The sequence below is a fragment of the Stenotrophomonas sp. 2YAF22 genome (assembly GCF_052114665.1).
Classification (GTDB): Bacteria; Pseudomonadota; Gammaproteobacteria; order Xanthomonadales; family Xanthomonadaceae; genus Stenotrophomonas; species Stenotrophomonas indicatrix.
The window spans coordinates 1-4087 of record NZ_JBFRFE010000393.1 but is presented as its reverse complement, the minus strand read 5'-3'; the positions used below and the strand labels follow the sequence as shown (position 1 = coordinate 4087).

The 4087-nt window shown below is 67.9% G+C and carries 6 protein-coding genes and 1 pseudogene; 6 read left to right on the top strand and 1 reads right to left on the bottom strand.

What is annotated here, in order from left to right:
- The coding region (locus tag AB4Y84_RS15175; RefSeq protein WP_442250374.1) for an exodeoxyribonuclease V subunit gamma at positions 1-550 on the bottom strand (550 nt) is incomplete at its 3' end.
- Positions 551-744: 194 nt separating this feature from the next.
- Here AB4Y84_RS15175 and AB4Y84_RS15170 point away from each other — a divergent pair.
- From AB4Y84_RS15170 to AB4Y84_RS15145, 6 genes and pseudogenes are all read left to right on the top strand, one after another.
- A complete protein-coding gene (locus tag AB4Y84_RS15170; RefSeq protein WP_442244246.1) occupies positions 745-1533 on the top strand; it encodes an ABC transporter ATP-binding protein in 789 nt (262 codons plus the stop codon).
- Entirely contained in the window at positions 1533-2282 is a 750-nt protein-coding gene (locus tag AB4Y84_RS15165) for an MlaE family lipid ABC transporter permease subunit (protein ID WP_006404088.1), read from the top strand. Before AB4Y84_RS15170 ends, AB4Y84_RS15165 begins: the two co-directional genes overlap by 1 nt.
- Positions 2283-2340: 58 nt before the next feature.
- Entirely contained in the window at positions 2341-2865 is a 525-nt protein-coding gene (mlaD, locus tag AB4Y84_RS15160) for an outer membrane lipid asymmetry maintenance protein MlaD (RefSeq protein WP_006404090.1), read from the top strand.
- Positions 2862-3524: an MlaC/ttg2D family ABC transporter substrate-binding protein gene (locus AB4Y84_RS15155; RefSeq protein ID WP_025875629.1), complete on the top strand. Its 663-nt coding sequence runs from the start codon at positions 2862-2864 to the stop codon at positions 3522-3524. The genes mlaD and AB4Y84_RS15155 overlap by 4 nt, the downstream gene beginning before the upstream one ends.
- Entirely contained in the window at positions 3514-3825 is a 312-nt protein-coding gene (locus tag AB4Y84_RS15150; RefSeq protein ID WP_025875628.1) for an STAS domain-containing protein, read from the top strand. Before AB4Y84_RS15155 ends, AB4Y84_RS15150 begins: the two co-directional genes overlap by 11 nt.
- A gap of 1 nt (position 3826) precedes the next feature.
- Positions 3827-4087, top strand: a pseudogene (locus tag AB4Y84_RS15145) (MlaA family lipoprotein); the annotation flags it as partial.

Here is a 4087-nt window from a genome sequence, read left to right as displayed (position 1 = left end):
GGATGCGGCGCGCGCGGTAACCATGGCCGGCGGCGATGCTGCGCCACAGGATGGCCTGCGGATCGGCCGCGTCGGCGCCGGCTTCCCAGCGCAGCAGCCAGTCGCGGCGCCAGGCCTGGTACTTCTCGAACACCGAGGCCAGTTCGCCGGCCAGGGCCCAGGGTTTGAGCGCGTCGCCCCCGGCAAGATAGGACTGCAGCGCGCGCATCGGTGGCTGCGCCAGCAGCTGCGGATCGCGCAGGGCCTGGTACAGGCGCCAGTGCAGGGCGGCCGCGTCCAGGTCGTCGGCTTCGCCCTCGACATTGGCGTTCAACGCACGGGCGACGAACTCACCGGGGGTCAGGAATTCCAGGTTGGCGGCCACGCCATACTCGGCAGCCAGTGTCGCCTGCAGCCAGCGCCGCATCGCCACCTGCGGGATCAGCACCACCTCCGGCGCCAGCAGCGGCTGTCCCGGCACCGGCACACGCACGTTGCGCGCCAGCAGGGCAGCCAGCACGTCCAGCGAATTGGAATGGTAGAGGCGGAAGTCGCTGCCCGGGTCACTCATCGTGCACAGTGTGCAGCACACCCGCCCGTATTCAATCCCGGGGTACGGTGATCGCGACGGATTGTTCCGGTCGTTTTCGGAATTGTCCCGGTCTGGCGACGGTCCGACCGTGCAACAATACTGCACCGTCCAGTCTGCTTATGTTCAGCAGTCTGACCCGATGCTTCAATGTCGAAAAAACGTTAAGGGTGCCCATGTCGGCTTCCACTCCCAGTCTGGTGCAGTTATCCAACGTCCGCATCGACCGGAGCGGGCGCACGATCCTGCGCGACGTTTCGCTGCAGGTGCTCAAAGGCAGCATCACCGCGGTGCTCGGTCCGTCCGGCAGCGGCAAGTCGACCCTGCTGGCGGCGCTGACCGGCGAACTGCGTCCGGTTGCAGGTGACGTCACCCTGTTCGGCAAACCCATCCCGCAGCGCACCGCCGAGCTTCTGGAGATGCGCAAGAGCGTCGGCGTACTGCTGCAGGGCAATGGCCTGCTGACCGACCTGACCGTGGCCGAGAACGTTGCCCTGCCGTTGCGCACCCACACCCGCCTGCCGGCACCGGTGCTGCGCCGGCTGGTGCAGATGAAGCTGCATTCGGTCGGCCTGCTGGCCGCCGCCGATGCCTGGCCGCGTGAGCTGTCCGGTGGCATGGCCCGGCGCGTGGCACTGGCCCGCGCGTTGGCCCTGGACCCGCCGCTGATGATCTACGACGAGCCGCTGACCGGGCTGGACCCGATCGCCTCGGGGGTGATCATGAGCCTGATCCAGCGCCTCAACCACAGCCTGGGCCTGACCAGCATCATCGTCAGCCACCACGTGCACGAGACCCTGCCGATCTGCGACCAGGTAATCGCGATCGCCAATGGCGGCATCGTGTTCCAGGGCACGCCGGAGGCGCTGCAGTCCAGCCAGGACCCGCTGCTGCAGCAGTTCCTGCATGGCCAGCCCGATGGTCCCATCCCGTTTGATGCCGCACCGCGCGCGAGGGTTGCCTGATGCCGTTCGTGCAAGCCACCCGCTCGCTGGGTCGTGCCGGCCTGTTCTCGCTGACCGTGCTGCGCGGTTCGCTGCCGACCCGTGATTTCCTGGCCGAGCTGACCCGCGAGATCTACAAGATCGGTGCGCGCTCGCTGCCGATCATCGCCGTGGGCGGCGCCTTCGTCGGCCTGGTGCTGACCCTGCAGGGCTACCGCACGCTGACCACCTTCGGTGCAGCCGACGCGCTGTCCACCCTGCTCGGCCTGTCGCTGTACCGCGAACTGGCACCGGTGCTGACCGCGTTGTTGTTCATCGGCCGCGCCGGCAGTTCGATCGCCGCCGAGCTGGGCCTGATGCGCGCCACCGACCAGATCAAGGCGCTGGAACTGATGGCCATCGACCCGGTGGCCAAGGCCGTGGCGCCGCGCTTCTGGGCGGCGGTACTGACCGTGCCGCTGCTGACCGGCATCTTCTGTTCGCTGGCGATCAGTGCCAGCTACTTCGAAGCCGTGCACGTGCTTGGCCTGGACAACGGCGTGTTCTGGTCGGCGCTGCGTGGCAGCGTGGACTTCTGGGACGACTTCGGCGTGGCGATGCTGAAGTCGGCGATCTTCGGTGGTACCGCGGCCCTGGTGGCCGCCTATGTCGGTTTCCACGCCGAACCGACCATCGAAGGCACGTCCGTCGCCACCACCCGTGCGGTGGTCAACGCCTCGTTGCTGGTGCTGATGTTCAACTTCGTACTGTCGGCAATGTTGTTCACCTAACCCCTCCATCGGCGGTGCGCATCGGCGCGCGGCCACCACGACTGATCAGGTAATCCACATGGCCATCCGCGGTCCCAGACTCGAATTCTCCGTCGGCGCCTTCCTGCTGCTGGCCCTGGCCTCGCTGATGGTGCTGGCCGTCGCCTCGACCAACCAGCGCTGGAGCTGGGGTGGCGAAGGCTATGAACTCAAGGCACGCTTCTCCCAGGTCGGCCAGCTGCGCAAGCAGGCGCCGGTGAAGATCGGTGGTGTCACCGTCGGCCAGGTCGCAGCGATCGATCTGGACCCGGTGAAGTTCGAATCGATCGTGACCCTGCGCATGGACAGCAAGGTCAAGGATCTGCCGGCCGATACCTCGGCGGGCATCTTCACCAGTGGTTTGCTTGGCGAGAGCTATATCGGTCTGCAGCCCGGCGGCGATCCGGACGTGCTGAAGCCCGGCGAAGAGATCGTCTTCACCCAGCCGGCCGTGGACCTGATCCAGCTGGTCGGCAAATACATGTTCAGTGGCGGCGCCGGTGGCGGCGCTGCTCCGAAGCCCAACGATGGCGCGCAGGCGCCTGCAACGGAACCGCAACCATGAAGATGAAACTGATCCCGGCCCTGCTCGCCTCGTCGCTGCTGCTGGCCACCCCGTTCCTAGCCCAGGCGCAGGCCGCCGCCCCCGCTGCTGCGGCCCCCCAGGGCCAGGCCGGCAAGGTGGTGATCGACGCCAGCACCCGCATCCTCACCACCCTGCAGCAGCGCCGTGCCGAATTCAGCGGCAACCCGGCCAGCCTGCGCAGCTATATCGACAGCGAGCTCAACCGCACCTTCGACCGCGACTATGCCGCGCGCCTGGTGCTGGGCACGCACGCACGCGGCGCTGCGGACGCTGACATCAAGCTGTTCGCCAATGCGATGGCCGACAACCTGATGCAGCGCTATGGCTCGACCCTGCTCAACATCCAGGGCAAGCCGAGCTTCCGCCTGAAGGGCGAAAGCCCGCTGCCGGGCAACCGCGGCGTGCGCGTGAGCACCGAGCTGGTGCGTGCCGGCAGCGAGCCGACGCCGGTGGAGTACTGGATGCGCAACGAAGGCGGCCAGTGGAAGATCTTCGACGTGAACATCGAAGGCATCTCCTACGTGCAGACCTTCCGCAACCAGTTCGATGCCCCGCTGCGACAGAAGGGCATCAAGCAGGTGGCCACCGAACTGCGCAGCGGCAGCATGCAGGCTGGGCCGGCCGGCAATGGCAAATAAGGCGCTGGCGCTGCTGGAAGGTGACACCCTGCGCCTGCGCGGGGTGCTCGACCGTGCAGCGGTGATCGCGCTGTGGCCGCAACTGCAGGCCCTGCCTGCGCAGCTGTCGCGGCTGGAACTGGCGGAGGTCGAGCGCGTGGACAGCGCCGGCCTGGCGTTGTTGGCCGAGTTGGCCGCACGCGCGCGCCAGGGCGGCCATCCGCTGACAATCTCCGGCGCCCCCGCCGGCTACAACGAGCTGAGCGCGGCCTACCGGCTGTCGCCCGACCTGGACTTCAACGCTACTTCTGCTGCGAGCTGACATGAACGTCGTGCGCGTTTTCCCTCTGATCCTCCTGGCCGCCGCGCTCAGCGCCTGTGCCGGCAAGCCGGCGCGCAGCGACGCGCCGACCGCCGACACCGTGGTGCCGGCGACGAACACCACTACGGTCGACAACGCTGCTGTTGCGGATGCGCCTGCAGCGAGCGTCGCAGCCGACGCCCCCGTACCTGCTGCGGCCGCGCCGGCACCGGCTACCGCCTCGCAGGGTGCAACCGGCAGTGATGCCACCGCCGCCGCACCG